This is a genomic window from Bacillus fungorum (assembly GCF_002746455.1).
Taxonomy (GTDB): Bacteria; Bacillota; Bacilli; order Bacillales; family Bacillaceae_G; genus Bacillus_A; species Bacillus_A fungorum.
In genome coordinates this window covers 220,812-238,195 of the sequence record NZ_NWUW01000002.1, presented here as the reverse complement: position 1 = coordinate 238,195, position 17,384 = coordinate 220,812, and the positions used below count along the sequence as shown (strand labels likewise).

16 protein-coding genes and 1 pseudogene are annotated in these 17,384 nt (G+C 38.1%); 6 read left to right on the top strand and 11 right to left on the bottom strand.

The annotated features are described in order from the left end of the window. Positions 1 to 7: 7 nt before the first annotated feature. A complete protein-coding gene (locus CO726_RS03960) occupies positions 8 to 631 on the top strand; it encodes a trimeric intracellular cation channel family protein (protein ID WP_098759994.1) in 624 nt (207 codons plus the stop codon). 99 nt (positions 632 to 730) lie between these two features. After that, positions 731 to 865 carry a hypothetical protein gene (locus CO726_RS32750; RefSeq protein WP_281259824.1) on the top strand — a complete coding sequence of 45 codons (135 nt, stop codon included), beginning with the start codon at positions 731 to 733 and terminating at the stop codon, positions 863 to 865. A 45-nt stretch (positions 866 to 910) separates the two neighbouring features. Here CO726_RS32750 and spoVK read toward each other — a convergent pair whose 3' ends face one another. Next, a complete protein-coding gene (spoVK, locus tag CO726_RS03955; RefSeq protein WP_099683365.1) occupies positions 911 to 1,867 on the bottom strand; it encodes a stage V sporulation protein K in 957 nt (318 codons plus the stop codon). A 113-nt stretch (positions 1,868 to 1,980) separates the two neighbouring features. On the opposite strand from spoVK, the gene CO726_RS03950 reads away from it, so the two are divergent. Next, positions 1,981 to 2,946 (top strand): tyrosine-type recombinase/integrase, encoded by a 966-nt coding sequence (locus CO726_RS03950; protein WP_099683364.1) that lies wholly within the window; start codon positions 1,981 to 1,983, stop codon positions 2,944 to 2,946. Between the two features lie 114 nt (positions 2,947 to 3,060). Further along, positions 3,061 to 5,763 (top strand): Gly-Xaa-Xaa repeat protein, encoded by a 2,703-nt coding sequence (locus CO726_RS03945; protein WP_099683363.1) that lies wholly within the window; start codon positions 3,061 to 3,063, stop codon positions 5,761 to 5,763. 79 nt (positions 5,764 to 5,842) lie between these two features. Here CO726_RS03945 and hfq read toward each other — a convergent pair whose 3' ends face one another. Both hfq and miaA read right to left on the bottom strand, forming a co-directional pair. Continuing rightward, positions 5,843 to 6,067 carry an RNA chaperone Hfq gene (hfq, locus tag CO726_RS03940; protein ID WP_000813896.1) on the bottom strand — a complete coding sequence of 75 codons (225 nt, stop codon included), beginning with the start codon at positions 6,065 to 6,067 and terminating at the stop codon, positions 5,843 to 5,845. Positions 6,068 to 6,088: 21 nt separating this feature from the next. Further along, positions 6,089 to 7,042, bottom strand: coding sequence for a tRNA (adenosine(37)-N6)-dimethylallyltransferase MiaA (miaA, locus tag CO726_RS03935; protein WP_099683362.1), 954 nt, complete (start codon positions 7,040 to 7,042; stop codon positions 6,089 to 6,091). Between the two features lie 269 nt (positions 7,043 to 7,311). Between miaA and CO726_RS03930 the strand changes: the two genes are divergently transcribed. After that, positions 7,312 to 7,557, top strand: coding sequence for a hypothetical protein (locus tag CO726_RS03930; RefSeq protein WP_098079194.1), 246 nt, complete (start codon positions 7,312 to 7,314; stop codon positions 7,555 to 7,557). 62 nt (positions 7,558 to 7,619) lie between these two features. On the opposite strand, the gene entD is transcribed toward CO726_RS03930, so the two are convergent. The 7 genes from entD to CO726_RS03885 form a co-directional block, all read right to left on the bottom strand. Continuing rightward, a complete protein-coding gene (gene entD, locus CO726_RS03925) occupies positions 7,620 to 8,552 on the bottom strand; it encodes a cell wall-binding protein EntD (protein WP_099683361.1) in 933 nt (310 codons plus the stop codon). A gap of 348 nt (positions 8,553 to 8,900) precedes the next feature. Then, on the bottom strand, positions 8,901 to 10,760 hold the full coding sequence (locus CO726_RS03915) for a PTS fructose transporter subunit IIABC (protein ID WP_099683360.1): 1,860 nt from the start codon (positions 10,758 to 10,760) through the stop codon (positions 8,901 to 8,903). 13 nt (positions 10,761 to 10,773) lie between these two features. Next, the gene (gene pfkB / locus CO726_RS03910; protein WP_099683359.1) at positions 10,774 to 11,685 is read right to left on the bottom strand and encodes a 1-phosphofructokinase; all 912 of its coding nucleotides are present in this window, start codon (positions 11,683 to 11,685) and stop codon (positions 10,774 to 10,776) included. Beyond that, positions 11,682 to 12,434: a DeoR/GlpR family DNA-binding transcription regulator gene (locus CO726_RS03905; protein ID WP_099683358.1), complete on the bottom strand. Its 753-nt coding sequence runs from the start codon at positions 12,432 to 12,434 to the stop codon at positions 11,682 to 11,684. The genes pfkB and CO726_RS03905 overlap by 4 nt, the downstream gene beginning before the upstream one ends. 157 nt (positions 12,435 to 12,591) lie before the next feature. Continuing rightward, a complete protein-coding gene (locus tag CO726_RS03900; RefSeq protein ID WP_099683357.1) occupies positions 12,592 to 13,755 on the bottom strand; it encodes an iron-containing alcohol dehydrogenase in 1,164 nt (387 codons plus the stop codon). Positions 13,756 to 13,875: 120 nt separating this feature from the next. Next, complete coding sequence (locus CO726_RS03895; RefSeq protein WP_098761926.1) at positions 13,876 to 14,415, bottom strand: DUF420 domain-containing protein; 540 nt, start codon at positions 14,413 to 14,415, stop codon at positions 13,876 to 13,878. Positions 14,416 to 14,732: 317 nt separating this feature from the next. Next, complete coding sequence (locus CO726_RS03885; RefSeq protein ID WP_136699347.1) at positions 14,733 to 15,071, bottom strand: hypothetical protein; 339 nt, start codon at positions 15,069 to 15,071, stop codon at positions 14,733 to 14,735. 338 nt (positions 15,072 to 15,409) lie between these two features. Between CO726_RS03885 and CO726_RS03880 the strand changes: the two genes are divergently transcribed. Then, a complete protein-coding gene (locus CO726_RS03880) occupies positions 15,410 to 16,879 on the top strand; it encodes an RNA-guided endonuclease InsQ/TnpB family protein (RefSeq protein ID WP_099683355.1) in 1,470 nt (489 codons plus the stop codon). A gap of 34 nt (positions 16,880 to 16,913) precedes the next feature. On the opposite strand, the pseudogene CO726_RS03875 reads toward CO726_RS03880, so the two are convergent. Continuing rightward, a pseudogene (locus CO726_RS03875) lies at positions 16,914 to 17,360 on the bottom strand (GABA permease); the annotation flags it as partial. Positions 17,361 to 17,384: the final 24 nt, after the last annotated feature.

The window sequence follows — 17,384 nt, the reverse complement described above, 5'->3', positions numbered from 1 at the left end:
AAAATTCATGGCATGGGAGATTTTTAGCATCATTGGCACAATTGCTTTCGCACTAAGTGGAGCCATTGTTGCAATGGAAGAGGATTATGATATTTTCGGAGTGTATATTTTAGGAATGGCAACCGCATTTGGGGGAGGTGCCCTTCGTAATTTATTAATCGGTTATCCGATTATCGCTTTTTGGCAACAAGACATGTTATTTCAAATCGCGCTTCTATCAATGACAATTATTTTTCTTTTTCCAAATAAATTAATTAGACACTGGAAAAAGTGGGAAAATATCACTGATGCTATCGGCTTATCAGCATTTGCCGTACAAGGGGCATTATACGCTCAGAAATTAAATTTACCAATTAGCGCTACAATCGTAGCAGCTGTTTTAACTGGCATTGGCGGCGGTATTATCCGCGATCTTTTAGCCCGTAGAAAACCTCTCGTTCTTCGAGCTGAAGTATATGCTTTTTGGACGATTCTAGCAGGTTTCTTAATCGGTGCTCAAATTATTGTTAGCGATTGGGCTCTATACACCTTATTCATTTTAATTGTTTGCTTCCGCATGGTTTCTATTCATTACAAATGGCATTTACCGCATCGACGCATCGACACAAACGAGCGTTCAATGCACAAATAGCAATCCAACCTCTTTACAGATCGTAAAGAGGTTTTTCTTTTCTAACGAGTTTTTCTTTACATAATGTTTATACTAATCCTCAAAGCGAGGTGAATACAAATGACAAACCATGTGAATAAAGGTGCTCAAAAAAGCTCGGTAGGTCAAATTGGACACGATCCTAATTCTGCACACGAAAAAAGCGCTAAAATGGAACGTTTCCATAAATCTTATAAAGACAAAGCAAAAAAATAGTAAAAGCACTTATACAAAAAAAAAAAAAAAAAACAGACGCACAGTTTACGTACTGTGCGTCTCCTCTTCAAGCATCAAATCACTACTTGATATCCCAATTAAATCATATTTATCATACGTATCCTCTTGCAACAACCGCATAGCCTGTGTACGAATCGATTTTTCAACAATATTCCGTACATATCGCCCATTACTAAACGACGTAATTTGCGATGAGTACTTTACAGCATGTAAATGATCTCTAAATTTCCATTCAGCCTCTTTCGATAACTGGTATTCACGCTCTTCATACATCCTCTTTCCAATTTCTAACAGCTGATTCACTGAGTAATCCGCAAATTCAATTATAAACGGAAAACGGGATTGCAGTCCTGGATTTAATGAAAGAAAGTGATTCATCTCTCTTGAATATCCGGCTAAAATCAATACAAAACCATGTTGTTTATCTTCCATATGTTTTACAAGCGTATCAATTGCTTCTTTCCCGAAATCTTTTTCTCCCCCTCGGGCTAATGAATACGCCTCATCGATAAACAAAATACCTCCCATTGCTTTTTTTATTAAATCTCTTGTTTTTTGAGCTGTATGACCGATGTACTCTCCCACAAGATCCGCACGTTCAGCTTCAACTAAGTGCCCTTTTGATAAAATATTCATCTCAAACAATAATTTTCCTATCATTCTAGCAACAGTTGTCTTCCCTGTACCTGGATTCCCTTTAAACAACATATGGAGCACTTGCTTCTCAGACTTCAACCCTATTTCTTGTCTTTTTTTATTTACATAAATCCAAGCATATATTTCTTTTATTATCTTTTTTATATCATCCATCCCAACGAGCTTCCCCATCTCTTCTTCAATTCTTTGCAGCATCTCATGTTTCGTAGCAGTTTCACTTGAAATTACTGTTTTATTTTCTGTGGCTGGTAAAGAAATTTTCTTTCGATGATTTAACACAATGTTAATTTGATTATTATTTTTCTTTCGCATCGATTGTTCCATACAATCACCTCATTTTATCCACTCACCAAATATTATTATTCCTGTCTCCCTTGCAAATGACTATTTTCAGAAAAGTTTGCTATAATATAAGAAATAATGAAGGTGGTGGGACTATGGAGACAACGGAATTCCATGATACAATACAAGCCTTTTCTATTTTTTTATTAAATAAAGGCCGAAAACCTTCAACCATTAAACGTTATGTTTATGACATTGAAGATTTCGGACATTGGTTAGAAAGAAACAAAAAGCTCCCTTCCAGTAATATATGGGCTACACTTTGTACAAAAGACTATGAAGATTACTTTTCCGACTTAAAAAGGAATCGACATTACTCAGAGAAAACGATGCACCGTGTATTTATTGTATTAAATAGAATGCATCACTTTCTAAACATCCCTAACCCATTAAAGAACATGGAAATTTCTATTCAACCAGATCGCACACTTCGCAATGAGGATTTCATTTCATCTGATGAAGAAAAAAGATTAAAACATATAGTCACTTCATTAGAAGGACTTTCAGAAAAACAACGTCCTGTGCGCCCCTTATTGATGGATCGTAATATCGCTATTTTAAACTTATTAATTGACTATGGATTATCCTTACAGGAACTTACAGCATTAACTATGCATCACGTTCACTTTGAAACGAACACATTATCCATCCCAGCAACCGCAGGAGTAGAAAGAACAATTACATTAACTAACGAAGACAAAAAACAACTATATACTTATTACAAAAGCATCCCTGAACCCGTTCGTCCAAAATATCATAGTAATGATCCATTATTTATCGCATTTGATTTTAATCGTGGAACATACAGATGGGTATACGAAAATGATGCCCCGAAGGGATTAACAGAAATCGCTATCCAAAAAATGATTCGCCTTGAAGTATCTAGAGCTAATTTACGCAAAGGAATCTCAGGACAGCACTTTCGTAACACCTATATTTTAAACTTAATAAAAAAAGAAACTCCGGAGTCAGAAATTATAAAACTAGCTGGATTCAAATCAAAAATTTCACTAAAACGATATTATCAATACGCAGAAAATAAAAAAAACGCCTTATCATAAGGCGTTTTTTCTATTTTCCCCTAAAAAAAAACGATTTTATTATGACCATTTAACTAATTTCTGCATCTACTATGATGAGTTTCGTTCACATTTTCATTAGAAAGGAGAGATTTAATGTCTCGTTATAACGACAACCAAAACAAATTCTCCAGCCCATGCTTTCCAAGCAGTGCCGGACGAATTCCAAATACCCCATCAATCCCAGTTACTAAAGCACAACTTAGAAAATTTCGCGCAATCATTATTGATTTAACAAAAATAATCCCAAAACTTTTCGCAAATTCATCTCCACAAAATATTGAAGATCTAATCGATACATTGAACCTGCTAAGTAAATTTATTTGTTCGCTAGACGCTACTTCCTCCCTAAAAGCACAAGGGTTAGCTATTATTAAAAACTTAATAACTATATTAAAAAATCCAACCTTCGTAGCAAGCGCTGTATTTATCGAGCTTCAAAATCTAATTAATTATTTACTATACATTACAAAATTATTCCGAATCGACCCTTGCACACTTCAAGAGCTTCTTAAATTAATAGCAGCATTGCAAACCGCTCTAGTTAATTCTGCTTCATTCATTCAAGGGCCTACTGGGCCTACTGGACCTACTGGGCCAGCAGGTGCTACGGGGGCTACTGGCGTCACTGGACCTCGAGGAACTACTGGGGCTACCGGCGCTACTGGACCTCGAGGAACTACTGGGGCTACTGGCGCCACTGGACCTCGAGGAACTACTGGGGCTACTGGCGCCACTGGACCTCGAGGAACTACTGGGGCTACTGGCGCCACTGGGCCTCAAGGCGCTCAAGGTAATACAGGTGCCACTGGACCTCGAGGGGCTCAAGGTCACACGGGGGCTACCGGTGCCACTGGGCCTCAAGGCCTTCAAGGACCAACGGGGGCTACCGGCGCCACTGGACCTCGAGGGGCTCAAGGTCACACGGGGGCTACTGGCGCTACCGGACCTCGAGGGGCTCAAGGTCACACGGGGGCTACTGGTGCCACTGGGCCTCAAGGCCTTCAAGGACCAACGGGGGCTACCGGCGCCACTGGACCTCGAGGGGCTCAAGGTCACACGGGGGCTACTGGCGCTACCGGACCTCAAGGTACTCAAGGTAATACAGGTGCCACTGGGCCTCGAGGGGCTCAAGGACCAACGGGGGCTACTGGCGCCACTGGGCCTCAAGGCACTCAAGGTCACACGGGTGTTACTGGCGCTACCGGACCTCAAGGTACTCAAGGTAATACAGGTGCCACTGGGCCTCGAGGGGCTCAAGGACCAACGGGGGCTACTGGCGCCACTGGGCCTCAAGGCCTTCAAGGACCAACGGGGGCTACCGGTGCCACTGGACCTCGAGGGGCTCAAGGACCAACAGGCGCTACCGGACCTCGAGGGGCTCAAGGACCAACGGGGGCTACTGGCGCCACTGGGCCTCAAGGCCTTCAAGGACCAACGGGGGCTACCGGCGCCACTGGACCTCGAGGAACTACTGGGGCTACTGGCGCCACTGGACCTCGAGGGGCTCAAGGTCACACGGGTGTTACTGGCGCTACCGGACCTCAAGGCACTCAGGGTAACACGGGCGCTACTGGGGCCACCGGACCTCGAGGGGCTCAAGGTAACACGGGTGTTACTGGCGCCACTGGGCCTCAAGGCACTCAAGGTCACACGGGGGCTACTGGTGCCACTGGGCCTCAAGGCCTTCAAGGACCAACGGGGGCTACCGGCGCCACTGGACCTCGAGGAACTACTGGGGCTACTGGCGCCACTGGACCTCAAGGTACTCAAGGCAACACGGGCGCTACTGGGGCCACCGGACCTCGAGGGGCTCAAGGACCAACAGGCGCTACCGGACCTCGAGGGGCTCAAGGACCAACGGGCGCTACTGGGGCCACTGGGCCTCAAGGCACTCAAGGTAACACTGGTGTTACTGGCGCTACCGGACCTCAAGGCACTCAGGGTAACACGGGCGCTACTGGGGCCACCGGACCTCGAGGGGCTCAAGGTAACACGGGTGTTACTGGCGCCACTGGGCCTCAAGGCACTCAAGGCAACACGGGCGCTACTGGACCCCAAGGTATTCAAGGACCAACGGGGGCTACTGGCGCCACTGGACCTCGAGGGGCTCAAGGTAACACGGGCGCTACTGGCGCCACTGGGCCTCAAGGCACTCAAGGCAACACGGGCGCTACCGGTGCCGCTGGACCTCGAGGGGCTCAAGGACCAACAGGCGCTACTGGTGCTACTGGACCTCGAGGGGCTCAAGGACCAACAGGCGCTACTGGTGCCACTGGGCCTCAAGGCACTCAAGGTAACACTGGTGTTACTGGCGCTACCGGATCTCGAGGGCCTCAAGGACCAACGGGCGCTACCGGACCTTCTGGTGGACCTACTGGGCCTACTGGACCTACTGGACCTAGCTTCCCTGTAGCAACAATTGTTGTAACAAACAATATTCAACAAACAGTACTGCAATTTAATAATTTTATTTTTAGCACTGCAATTAACGTAAACAATATGATTTTCAACGGCACAGATACAGTTACTATTATTAACGCTGGTATTTATGTCATTAGCGTATCCATTTCTACAACTGCGCCAGGATGCGCTCCACTTGGAGTAGGAATTTCAATTAATGGAGCAGCCGCAACTGATAACTTCTCTTCAAATTTAATAGGCGACTCACTTTCATTTAATACAATTGAAACATTAGCAGCTGGTGCAAACATTTCTGTCCAATCTACTCTTAACGAGATTACGATCCCTGCAACAGGAAACACTAACATTCGTCTAACTGTATTTAGAATCGCTTAATTTTCGCTATTTATTGTTTATGGCAAATAAAAAAAGAGCGAGAAACTCGCTCTTTTTTGCTATGTACAATAATTCATTACTACTCTAATTCAATGGAAACATTTTTTTGCGGTACAAATGTAGAAATTGCATGTTTATAAATAAGCTGTTGCTTACCTTCTGTTTCCAGTAGGACTGTAAAATTATCAAATCCTTTAATTAATCCACGAAGCTGGAAACCATTTAATAAGTACAACGTAACAAACGTATTCTCTTTACGGAGTTGATTTAAAAACTGATCTTGAATATTGATTGATTGCTTCATGTCGAATCCTCCTCTTTTTCTCTACTTACTATTATTCGACTTTAGTTGTAACTTTCCTTCTATGTATCGTAAAATTTCTGACGTTTTTTCACCGTCTGTAACATCAAACCATGTGACATCCATCTTATTACGGAACCACGTTAATTGACGCTTTGCATAACGACGCGAATTCGTCTTTAATTGTGATACCGCTTCTTCTAAAGAGACACGATCCTCAAAATAATCATATATCTCTTTATACCCAATCGCTTGAATAGATTGACAATCTCGTATCCCTCTATTATACAATCCTTCTACTTCTTCTAATAAACCTTGTTCCATCATTATATCAACTCGTAAGTTAATGCGATCGTATAGCATTTCTCGATCCATTGTCAAGCCAATCAAGGAAACATCGTATAATAACTCGTTTTCTTGTTTTTCAAGTTGATCACTCATTTTTTCACCCGTCGTGCGGAAAATTTCTAACGCTCTAATGACACGGCGTACATTATTTGCATGAATACGCTCAGCGCTTTCTGGGTCTACTTTTTGTAATTCTTTATGTACATATTCCACACCACGTTCTAATGCTAACTTTTCCATTTGTTCTCGGTATCTAATATCACCAGCATCATCCGTAAACTGATAATCGAATAAAACAGATTGTATATACAGACCAGTTCCACCAACGATAATCGGCAATTTATCACGCTCTGTAATCTCTCGAATATGCTCACGAACACGTTCTTGAAATTCGGCAACAGAAAATGACTCTTCCGGATTTTTTATATCGACCATATAATGCGGAATTCCGTCCATCTCTTCTTTCGTCACCTTTGCAGTTCCAATATCCATCGTACGATAAATCTGCATGGAATCTCCACTTATAATTTCACCATTTAACGCTTTGGCAAGATCAATACTTAACTTTGTCTTCCCAACAGCAGTTGGTCCAATGATGACAGCAACTTTTTCACGTTGCACTTCTCCCATATCATTCAACTCTCTTTATGTAATGTACTCCATCTATTGATTATATCCAATCTTACCAATTTTAACGGTATGATTGCAAGTCCTTTCATTGCGGTACATGAAATTATAAAATGAAACTTTAATCAGTGGGGGTCTGTTCATCCCCACACTGATTATTAGCCCGAACCAATCGGGCTGCCCGGCAAATAGCGGGATAAATAAAAAAGAACATAGTTTGTCCAATTCCGCATATACATGATTAAAAATACCTTCGAGAGGATGAGTTGACTATGAAACAATCGACCATTAATTTTTCATCTTTAACAAAAGACCTCATTTTAGCTACTGCTACAAAAGAACAAAATTGTTCACAAGAAGAATTATACTTCGCCTTAAATTGTTTGCTACGTTCTTTTCATTCTACTCTCCAAGAAACAACATTACATCCAGAAAATAAAAATACAGAGTATATGCAAAATCAATTTTGCAGTGCATATAAAATTATTACAGGTAAAACTATTTATCCTTTTCAATAATCCGTAAAAGGCGGTTGCTTACATGCTTTCAAGCAACCGCCTTTTATATTAATACATATACACTACTCTATAACTTTCACTTTTACAAATTTGCGCCCCCAGCTATTAGCACTACCATCTGAACCGACTAATACATCAATACGATTCCCTTTAATCGCACCACCAGTATCTCCAGCAATCGCTTCTCCATATCCTTCTACCCACACTTTTGATCCAAGCGGAATTACTTTAGGATCAACGGCAATTACTTTCATATTTGGATTTGCTGTTAAATCATGCCCCATTGCAGTTAATACACGACCACCATACGTACCATTCTCACTTGGATGCGCTGTATACGCCGTCGCTTCTACTGTTATTTCACGTCCACCAGCAGGTGCACTTGTTTCAGTAGATTTCACAACTGGTTTCGTAGTTGACTTCTCTTGTGCCACAGGTTTACTTGATTCTACATTCTTAACAGACTCTTTGCTCTTAACTACTTTATTATTTTTAACCTTCGTATTTACTCTTACTGGTGCTTCTTCTTGCGTTACAACTTCTTTCTTTTCAATTACAGGTGCCGTCCCTGTTAAAAATGGTACGTGAACATATCCTGTTTTTCCATTATAGTCAAATTGTAACCATTCATTTTGAACTTGATTTGTCGTTTCAATTACATCATCTTTATTCAGTTTACCAATAATTTCAGATTCAGTATTCGCTCCAGAACGAACATTTAACACGCCTGCCGTTACATAATATGTACTTTTTGTAAATTCAGCACTTACAAACGCTTCTTGACCATTTAATTTAATTTTTGTCCATCCGTTTTCTGTATTTATAACATCTAATTTATTTCCACTTAACATTTTACCTACAAGCTTTGACTCTACAGTTGGGTTTTCTCTAACATTTAATACGTCTGTTGTTACAATCGTTTCTGCTTTCGCAGAACCTGCAAAAATCCCAAGACCAAAAACTGCCGCCGTTGCTATACCTAATAATTTTTTCATGAATAGCCTCCATTTGCTTTGTTTTCGTATTTTTATTATAGCAACGGATTTTTAAGATTTTTAGAAATCACACAATTACAAACCATTCGTAATATACGATTAATGAGTTGTAACATACATTTCCATATTAATAAATTCCATTTCCAATAGAATTCCCAACAGTTTTCATATATTTTCCACATACAAGCACCAGAATTTTTTTCCAGAAAAAATTACAGTATTACTTTTTTGTTACAAAAAAATCATATTTCATTACATCTTTTACCAAAACTCATCATTCTCCAATTATTTACCTCCTTTTTTGTAATAAAAAGGAGCAGCTAATAAGAGCTACTCCCTTTACATGTATTATTTAACTTTCTTTTTCCAAATTCCCATCATAAGAGCAGAAACTACTGCCCCTATCAATATCGAGAAAATATATAACACTGGTTTATTTACTAACGCGATAACAAACAATCCACCATGCGGTGCCGGTAATGTAATTTGGAATAACATAGATAATGCACCTGCAATACTTGAACCAACAACACAACTTACTATTACTCGAACCGGATCTGCAGCTGCAAATGGAATCGCACCTTCTGTAATAAACGATGCTCCCATAATATAATTTGTTAAACCAGACTTACGTTCCGCTTCTGTAAACTTCGATTTAAAGAATGTAGTTGCTAATGCAATTGCAAGCGGCGGTACCATACCACCAGCCATAACCGCTGAGTGCACCCCAAAGTTCTGTGCTTCTATTGCAGCAATACCAAATGTAAATGCTGCTTTATTAATTGGACCACCCATATCAATTGCCATCATCGCACCTAAAATAAGACCTAGTAATATAGCATTTGTACCGTTCAAACCATTTAACCATCCTGTTAACATTTCATTCAATGCTACTACAGGCGGAATTACTACTTTTTGCATAACAACTCCTGTAATCAATAATCCAAAGACTGGATATAACAAAACAGGTTTAATTCCTTCTAACTGTACTGGTAACCCTGAAAATAATTTTTTTAATCCTAAAACAACATATCCGGCTAAGAAACCAGCAATTAATCCACCTAAAAATCCAGCATTCGCATGTGCCGCTAAAAATCCTCCGACAACACCAGGCATAAAACCAGGACGATCAGCAATAGAACTCGCAATAAATCCGGCTAAAATTGGTACGAGGAATAAAAATGCTCCTGTTTTTCCTCCACCAATAGACATTAACAATTCAGCCAATGGTCCTTCTGCTTTTATACCACCAACCCAAAATGCTAATGCAATTAAAATCCCGCCACCAACAACGAATGGAAGCATATTACTTACACCGCTCATTAAATGCTTATAAATTCCTAATCCTTTTTCTTTCTCTGTACTTTCTGTCTTCCCATCTTCTTTTATTCCTTTAAAGATTGGTGCATCTTGTTTTACAGCACGATTAAGAAGTATTTCTGTTTTTCTAATTCCATCAGCGACTGGTACTTGAATGACATGCTTCCCAGCAAAACGGTTCATTTCTACTTGTTTATCTGCCGCAACGATAATAGTTGTTGCTCTTTCAATATCCTCTTTCGTTAAACCGTTCTTTATACCTGTTGATCCATTCGTTTCAACTTTAATCGCTATTCCTAGCTCTGCTGCTTTTGCTTTCAAGCTATCCGCAGCCATATACGTGTGAGCGATTCCAGTTGGGCAAGCGGTAACTGCTAATACGTACGGTTCATTTCCTTCTGGTTTTGCAACTTCAACCTCTTCTTCTTCTTTTTCATTCTCTTTTTCATCAAATAAACGAAGAAGTTCCTCTCCATCCTTTGCTTCTAATAATTGTCTGCGAAAACCTTCATCCATTAATAATGTAGATAGGCGCGACAACGTTTCTAAATGCGTATTATTCGCCCCTTCACTCGCAGCGATCATAAAGAATAAAAGCGCAGGCTGTCCGTCAAGCGATTCATAGTTGATACCGCTTACACTTCTACCAAAACAAATCGCTGGTTGCTTAACAGCTTTTGTTTTCGCATGTGGTATTGCAATCCCTTCACCAATGCCTGTTGTACTTTGTGACTCCCGCTTTAAAATAGCTTCTTTAAATTCGGCTTTACTATTTAAACGATTTGCTTCATTTAATTTCTCAACTAATTCATCTATGACAGCTTCTTTATTTGAAGCTGTCAAATTCATAATAACTGTATCCCTTTTTAATAGTTCTGTAATTTTCATATGTTGCTTCCCCCTATCGCTTAGTTACAATTACTTGCGACAATAATTCTTCTACTTTTTCCTTTTCACATAAATCAGCTGAAAATGCTGTTGCACTCCCTGTTGCAACGCCATATTGAAATGCCTTTTCAATATCTTTTGTCTGTTCATATTTACCTATAAATCCTGCAACGAGAGAATCTCCTGCCCCAACCGAGTTAATTACAACACCTTTTGGAACAGTTGCTTCATATATACCTTCTGCCGTAAATAATAAAGCTCCATCTCCAGCCATTGACACGATCACATGCTCTACACCTTGTTCGATTAATTTTCTTCCATACGGTAAAATATCTTCTACTGTTGAAATCTCTACATCGAATAACTCACCAAGTTCATGATGATTAGGCTTTATTAAAAATGGCTTATTTTTAATTACATGCTGCAGCGCACTACCACTTGCATCTACTACTATGCGAATACCTTTTTCAGCTCCGAACGCTGCGATTGATTCATAAAAAGTAGTTGGGATAGAAGCTGGTACACTTCCAGCTAGTACAACACAATCTCCCTGCTCCATACTTTCGATTTGTTTCATTAATTGTTCAAATTGTTCCTTAGTCACACTAGGACCTTGTCCATTTAACTCTGTTTCTTCTTGTCCTTTTATTTTCACGTTAATTCGGGAATCTCCGTCTACTTGGACGAAGTTTGTCGTTACACCTTCCGCCTGTAATACATCTTTAATAAATTTACCGGTAAATCCACCAGTAAATCCGAGTGCTACATTTTCAACACCTAAACGATGGAGAACGCGAGAAACATTAATGCCTTTTCCTCCAGGAAACTTCATATCTTTCTCCGCTCGATTTACTGCGCCTAAATCTAAGGAATTAACTTGTACTACATAATCGATAGATGGGTTTAAAGTTACTGTATAGATCATTGTTTATCAGCCTCAATTACATTGGTTTGTCTTTTATATTTTTCTAAATCCATTTCTAAATGGTTTGTAATAATACTTGCCTCTTCAACGTTGGCAATTTTCGCAAACGCAACTTCTGAAAACTTACTTTCATCAATTAAGAAATATCCTTCGTTTGCTAATGTTAATGCCATTTGTTTTAAAAGTGCCTCTTCTGGATCTGGAGTTGTAAAACCAAGCTGTTCATGTACACCATTCGCCCCTAAAAAACATTTATCAAAGCGATACTTCTGCATACTTTCCTGTGCCATTGCACCGATTAAAGCTTTCGTCCTACTCTTCATCATCCCGCCTAGTAAATACGCACGAATATTATTTTCAACTAAAGCTTCAATATGCATAAGTCCATTCGTAACGACAGTTACATCTTTATTTATTAAGAATGGAATCATTTCAAATGTTGTACTTCCTGCATCTAAATAAATGCAATCACCTTGTTCAATTATGTTAGACGCATATTTCGCAATTTGTTGTTTTATTTGAATGTTTTTGGATGATTTTTCAACCATCGTTGGCTCTTGTCCTTTTCCTGTTAAAACAGCAGCACCACCGTGAACTCTTTTTAATAACCTTTGCTTTTCCAATTGTGCTAAATCACGACGAATTGTTGATTCAGAGCTGTCTGTTCTTTCCACTAGTTGCTGTAATTTAACAACCTTCTGCTCTTTTACAAGTTGCAATATCATTTGATGACGTTCAAGAGTTAACATTTTATTCACCTCTTCTTTGATTACAGTATAATGAAAACGATCACAAAAATCAACCACAAACATTCACAAATAATCAAAACCAGTCACAAACGGTTATAAGCAACAAAAAGAAACCCATTTGATATAACAATCAAATGGGTTTCTTTTCTCGATTCACCTATAAAGAAGCTTTATATATACTTAAAACATCATCTTTATTTAATTTTTTAAAGTTACCAAATTCACCATAAGCCATCGCTTTATCCGCCATTACATCAATTTCGTTTTCTCCAATAGCGTAATCAGCTAATGTTACCGGCGCTTCAATTGAAGTCCAAAACTGACGTAACGCCTCAATCCCTTCTAATGCAATTTCTCGATTAGTCTTTCCATCCGTTTCTACATCGAATACACGAATAGCAAACTGTTTAAAACGACTTACATTTTCATCTACAACATGCTTCATCCAGTTCGGGAATAGAATTGCTAAGCCGCCTCCATGCGGTATATCATGAACAGCAGAAATTGCATGCTCAATATTATGAGTGGCCCAGTCTCCTTTTACTCCCATCGCTAAAATGCCGTTTAACGCCATAGTACCACAATATAAAATGGTTTCTCTATGCTCATAATTTCCTAAATCATTTAAAAGCTTAGGAGCCGTTTCAATTACTGTTTTTAAAACAGATTCACAATAACGATCTTGTAGTTCTGTATTTGTTCCGTTGTGGAAATATTGCTCTAATACGTGCGACATAATATCTACCATACCGTAAATTGTTTGATCCCTCGGCACAGACGCAGTATGGGCCGGATCTAAAATTGAAAACTGCGGGAAAGTAACGGGGCTACCCCAGCCATATTTTTCATTCGTTTCCCAGTTTGTAATTACAGAACCAGCATTCATTTCAGATCCTGTTGCCGCAAGCGTAAGTACAGTACCAAATGGTAATGCCTCATTAGCAAATCCTTTTTTCGTTACAATATCCCATACATCTCCATCATACTTACTACCAGCTGCAATTGCCTTCGTACAGTCGATTACACTTCCTCCACCAACTGCTAAAATAAATTCAACATCATTCTCTTTACAAATTTGAATTCCTTTCTTTACAGTTGATACACGTGGATTCGGTTCAACACCTGTCAATTCAAATATTTCTGCATCTATATCCTTTAAAATAGAAATTACATTATCATAAATACCGTTTCTTTTAATGCTGCCTCCTCCATATACGAGAAGAACTTTTTTACCGAACTGTGGAATTTCAGCTTTTAACTGTTCTAACTGTCCTTTACCAAAAATAAGTTTCGTTGGATTACGAAATACAAAATTTTGCATATCTCTTTACCATCCCTTCTATATGAAAAGCAACTATACTTTTGTATACCATATTTTTTTCATTTCACAAAAATATTTGCCTAATAAAAAAATCCCAGCCTACAGGCTGAGATTTTTTTATTAGTAATAAGGTGAGATCATTAAGTAAACAATAACACCAGATAAACTTACATATAACCAAATCGGCATCGTCCAACGTACAATTTTACGATGACGTGTTAATTGATTCGTAAAACCAAATACAAGCGCGAACAATGCAAGTGGTACAATAATCGCTGCTAGGATAATGTGTGTGATTAAAATGATGAAATACACATATTTAATAAATCCTTCTCCGCCAAAATGTGTTGCTGGCGCTAAATAATGGTACGATAAATAAGAAACACAAAATAGCAACGTTGTTGTAAATGCTGCTAGGATGAAACCACGGTGCATTTTCACATTCTTTTTAATAATAGAGAATAACGCTGCTAATAAGAATACGAACGTAAAACTATTAAAGATTGCATTTAACATTGGTAAAATTGTTACATCAAAATGTACTTCTCCTTCATAGCCAACAGGTCCAAAGAACAAAAATAAAATAATCGCATTTACAATTACAGAAAGCGTTATCACAATAGGAGCATAGCTTTTCTGATTTGTTGATTGATCCACCAAAATGGTCACTCCCTCTTCCTTCAAATATGTATACGTAACCTCACTATTTTAACATACTATTCACAGTGTAAATGTGACAATAGTTTGACACAGCAAGATAAGACAAAGAAAAAACCCTTCTTAATCAAACTTCTTAAGAAGGATTTTATCGCTTTATTATTCAAATAGCAATGCGATTAGTTTTTGTTAAAAAATGTATCGCTATATGCTTGAAAAATTTCAGACACTTGATATCCCATTAATGAAATTGCTGTTAATGAAAAGAAACCAATCATAAGAAATCGAAACCACATATAAATCTCCTCCTTGTATTTAGCTTAAAAAACATTCGCTATATTACAAGTTAAGTGGCACTCTTCATCGTCACTTTCCTTTTTCTTTACAATTGCTGTTATAAATCGAATCATAAAGAATATAACAAAAGGAAATTGTTCGTAATTCACATTGGCATAGTTTAGCAACGGCTTGCGCTGCATATCGAACGGGGATGAGAAGGAATAGAACATACCTTGCTCTTCCATATATACAATTACAATTTTCATGCAAAATACGATTCCTAGAAACGAAACAATATCTTGCCATTCTGTCGTATATAACAGGTTATATAGCTCTAATACGTACTCTTCCATCGTCATCCCCCCTTCCTTTTTTACCATTTTGCTCGCCTTCGTATAAAAAGTCAAGAAAAAAGTTTATATCCACTATGACAATAGTATTTACTTGTTTCTATGATTATATATGATTCTTTTATGGCAATGATTGGGTGTAACTCTATTCGAAAACATGAAATTAGAATCGAACAGACTCCTCATTCTTACTTGTAGTATTCGATACTGTACTATTTTTATTTCTATCATGCCTTTCGAGAGGACTCCCACCTCTAAACGTAAGTGAAGGTGGTGAGGTGAATCGAAAGAAATATTTTATTTTTAAGAAAAAACAGAAACATACGTTCCGTATTTGCTATAATATCCTTAACAAGGAGGTGAATAAAATGACAAAGGAAAATCCGTCAAACTATAAAACTCTTCAAATTTGGATTAAAAAAGGGCATCGTATGTATTCTTATTTTCAAGAATGTTGTCATAACGCTAAGAACATGTACAACACCACAAACTTTTATATACGCCAGGTGTACACTGGATTAACACAAGAAAAAGAGTTGCAGCCTTTGCAAAAAGAAGTTCTGGATAATATTCATAAAAATATTGATAAGATGAATGACACACAACTTCTTGCCTATCAGAAGAAATTGGAAAAAGAGAAATTAAAGCCTAAAGAAGAACAGAAAGAGATTCCATGTAATTTGTTTTCAGAACCTAATTTTGAAAAACCTTATGTAGATTACAACTTTCTAGATGCACTATTTAAGGCTATGATTCAAAATGATTATCGAGCTTTGCCTACGCAATGTAGCCAGTCAATCATGAAAGGTTTGTTCCAAAATTGGAAATCTTTTTTTGCTAGTTTAAAAGACTATAAAAAGAATCCAAACAAATATGCTGGAACGCCTAGGATTCCAAAGTATATTCGTTCTTCTGAAAAAGAGATTCTGTATACAAACCAAGATTGCATCATTAAAAACGGTAGATTTTTAAAGTTTCCAAAGACGAAATTACAATTAAATATTGGGAAACTAGGTTTCACTGAAGGTAAACTGAAACAAGTTCGTGTGATTCCAAAATACAATGAATATGTAGTGGAATTGGTAATTGATGTTCCTTCTGAACAACAAATGATTGAAGAGAATGCTCGTTATATGAGTATTGATTTAGGGATTGATAACCTTGCAACCATCGTAACAAACACAGGTATGAAACCTGTCCTTGTTAAGGGCAAACATATCAAAAGCATAAATCAATATTACAACAAAATGAAGAGTCATTTTACAAGCATTCTTAGAAATGGAAAACAAACGAATGAAGGACCTTTTACTTCTAAAAGGATAGAAAAAATTCATCAAAAACGTTACTTGAAAATAAAAGACGTCTTCCATAAAGTTAGTCACCATATCGTAAAACTAGCTCAAGAAGAAGAAGTTTGTAAAATCGTTATTGGTCAAAACAAAAGTTGGAAACAAGAAACGAATATGGGAAAAAGAAATAACCAATCGTTTTGTCATATCCCACATAGTTTACTGATTCAAATGATTACATACAAAGCAAATGCTGTAGGCATTCAAGTTGTTGTAACTGAAGAATCATATACATCGAAAGCAAGTTTTCTGGATAACGACTTCATTCCAACGTATGGAGAAAATGACCAAAATACAACTTTTTCAGGAAAACGAATAGAGCGCGGCATATATCGTTCAGCAAATAAAACTTTAATTAATGCTGATGTAAACGCTGCGGCTAACATTTTACGAAAAGTAATCCCAAATGCATGGACAAATGGGATAGAGGGGTTAGGCGTGAAACAGCTCGCTAATGTGTTAACTCCCCTGACGTTAATCGTCCGTTAGGTCGAAACGTTAGAACCCCCCACTTCAAGCTTTGCTAAGTGAGGGAGTGTTCATTAAAAATAAAATAAGAAAGTATTATAAGAACAGTAACAAGCATCGCAACTAAAACTGCTATAATAGCGGCAATTGTAACATACGTTACATACGGGAAAAAACACATTTTCACTTTCAAATTTTGTTGTTCTACTTTCCCCATTTTTTTACGGATCTTTAAATGCGAAACAGCTATAACGAGATAAACGAGTAACGCAATTCCGCCAGATGCATTGACTAAAAATAAAAAGACTTTATCTGGAGAGATGTAACTAAAAACAACTCCAATATAAGCGAAGAACGTTCCGAATAAAACGGCCCGAACTGGAACACCACTACTATTCAATTTCAAAAATACCTTTGGAGCATCTCCTCTTTCTGCCATTGAAAAAAGCATTCTTGAGTTCGTATATAAACCAGAATTTAAATAAGAAAGTACAGCTGTTAAATTGTTGAGAAAATTATAGTTACC

What these genes read in the sequence shown, in the direction of transcription:
- spoVK (WP_099683365.1), bottom strand. Translation starts at nt 1,867, where the DNA reads ATGGAACAATCGATGCGAAAGAAAAATAATAATCAAATTAACATTGTG.
- entD (WP_099683361.1), bottom strand. Translation starts at nt 8,552, where the DNA reads ATGAAAAAATTATTAGGTATAGCAACGGCGGCAGTTTTTGGTCTTGGG.
- CO726_RS03885 (WP_136699347.1), bottom strand. Translation starts at nt 15,071, where the DNA reads ATGGTAAAAAAGGAAGGGGGGATGACGATGGAAGAGTACGTATTAGAG.
- CO726_RS03900 (WP_099683357.1), bottom strand. Translation starts at nt 13,755, where the DNA reads ATGCAAAATTTTGTATTTCGTAATCCAACGAAACTTATTTTTGGTAAA.
- CO726_RS03905 (WP_099683358.1), bottom strand. Translation starts at nt 12,434, where the DNA reads ATGTTAACTCTTGAACGTCATCAAATGATATTGCAACTTGTAAAAGAG.
- CO726_RS03930 (WP_098079194.1), top strand. Translation starts at nt 7,312, where the DNA reads ATGAAACAATCGACCATTAATTTTTCATCTTTAACAAAAGACCTCATT.
- CO726_RS03950 (WP_099683364.1), top strand. Translation starts at nt 1,981, where the DNA reads ATGGAGACAACGGAATTCCATGATACAATACAAGCCTTTTCTATTTTT.
- pfkB (WP_099683359.1), bottom strand. Translation starts at nt 11,685, where the DNA reads ATGATCTATACAGTAACTTTAAACCCATCTATCGATTATGTAGTACAA.
- CO726_RS03945 (WP_099683363.1), top strand. Translation starts at nt 3,061, where the DNA reads ATGTCTCGTTATAACGACAACCAAAACAAATTCTCCAGCCCATGCTTT.
- miaA (WP_099683362.1), bottom strand. Translation starts at nt 7,042, where the DNA reads ATGGGAGAAGTGCAACGTGAAAAAGTTGCTGTCATCATTGGACCAACT.
- CO726_RS03960 (WP_098759994.1), top strand. Translation starts at nt 8, where the DNA reads ATGGCATGGGAGATTTTTAGCATCATTGGCACAATTGCTTTCGCACTA.
- CO726_RS32750 (WP_281259824.1), top strand. Translation starts at nt 731, where the DNA reads ATGACAAACCATGTGAATAAAGGTGCTCAAAAAAGCTCGGTAGGTCAA.
- CO726_RS03880 (WP_099683355.1), top strand. Translation starts at nt 15,410, where the DNA reads ATGACAAAGGAAAATCCGTCAAACTATAAAACTCTTCAAATTTGGATT.
- hfq (WP_000813896.1), bottom strand. Translation starts at nt 6,067, where the DNA reads ATGAAGCAATCAATCAATATTCAAGATCAGTTTTTAAATCAACTCCGT.
- CO726_RS03915 (WP_099683360.1), bottom strand. Translation starts at nt 10,760, where the DNA reads ATGAAAATTACAGAACTATTAAAAAGGGATACAGTTATTATGAATTTG.